Raw genomic sequence first — 1,071 nt, forward strand, 5'->3', positions numbered from 1 at the left:
GCAGCGGGGAGGACGGGGTGCTCGGTGAAGGTGAGATCGCGCAGGTCGACCCGGCGCAGCCGGCGGCGGGCCGGCAGACCGGCCGGCCGGCTCGCCGCGCCCACAACTCCGGCACCAGCACCGGCTTCCGCGCCAGTACCGGCTTCCGGACCGGCTCCAGCACCGGCTTCGGCTTCGGCTTCCGCTTCGGCCCAGGCGATCAGATCGGCGGTGAGGAGCGCGGCGATCAAGGCGGCGGACGCTTCCGTGGGATGCGGTCCGGTGTCAGGGGTGCGGTGCCCGGCCCAGTAGGCGGCGAGTTCGCGGTGGGCGGCGGTGGCCGCGAGCCTGCGGAGACGGACATGGCGGGAGGTGACGTCCCCCGGGGCCGCGGCCAGCGGCTCGGTCCAGGTGTGGGAGCCCTCGCGCTGGCAGCGCAGCCAGGCGATACGTCGGGCGGGCAGCCGGTCCGCCGCGTCCCAGAGCCCTTCGGGTACGGGTGAGTCGAGGCACCAGACCACGGCGACCCGCCCTTCGGTGGCGACTCGCCCACCGGCGTGGTGGTCCGGAGTCGCCCGGGCGAGTTCCGCCACGCGGTCCGGGGTGGTCCGGTGGACCTCGGCTCCTTCCGCCGCGGCGCAGCGCTCCACCGGTCCGGTGAGCACGGGGTCGCCGAGGACGTGGACGGTGCGGCCGGCGAGCGGGGCCCGGGGCGGGGTGGACACCGCGTGTCCACCGGTCTCGAACGCTTGGACGAGCCGAGCGAGTTCGGCGGAAGGCGGCCCTTCGCCCGGCGCCTCGTCGCCCGTCAGCCGCCGTACCAGGGCTTCGCCGGTGACGCCGCCGGTGTCGATGCGCAGGAACTCCCCTCCGGAGGTCCGGAGCACGGGGTCGGCACCGGGGACGGTGACGATCCCGGTGCCGGGAGCGAGTCGACTGCGGGTCACGGAATCCTCCGGAGCGGGGAAGTGGACAGCGGGGACGGGGTGTTCGGGGCTGAGCGGGGCGGGGGGGGCGGCGGCGCGGACCGGGGCGGCCGGCCCCCCCGCACCACCCGGGGCGGGAGAAAGAAAGGAAGGGGGCGTGGTTGAT

Annotated in this window: 1 protein-coding gene; it reads right to left on the reverse strand. The window is 76.2% G+C overall.

Features of this window, described 5'->3' with window-relative positions; genetic code table 11:
• Nucleotides 1–926, reverse strand: a 926-nt coding sequence (locus JS521_RS35835) for a hypothetical protein (RefSeq protein ID WP_205087015.1), incomplete at its 3' end; no start/stop codon positions are given.
• Between the last annotated feature and the right edge of the window lie 145 nt (nt 927–1,071).

Source organism: Streptomyces durocortorensis (assembly GCF_016901035.1).
In the GTDB taxonomy this organism is placed as follows: Bacteria; Actinomycetota; Actinomycetes; order Streptomycetales; family Streptomycetaceae; genus Streptomyces; species Streptomyces durocortorensis.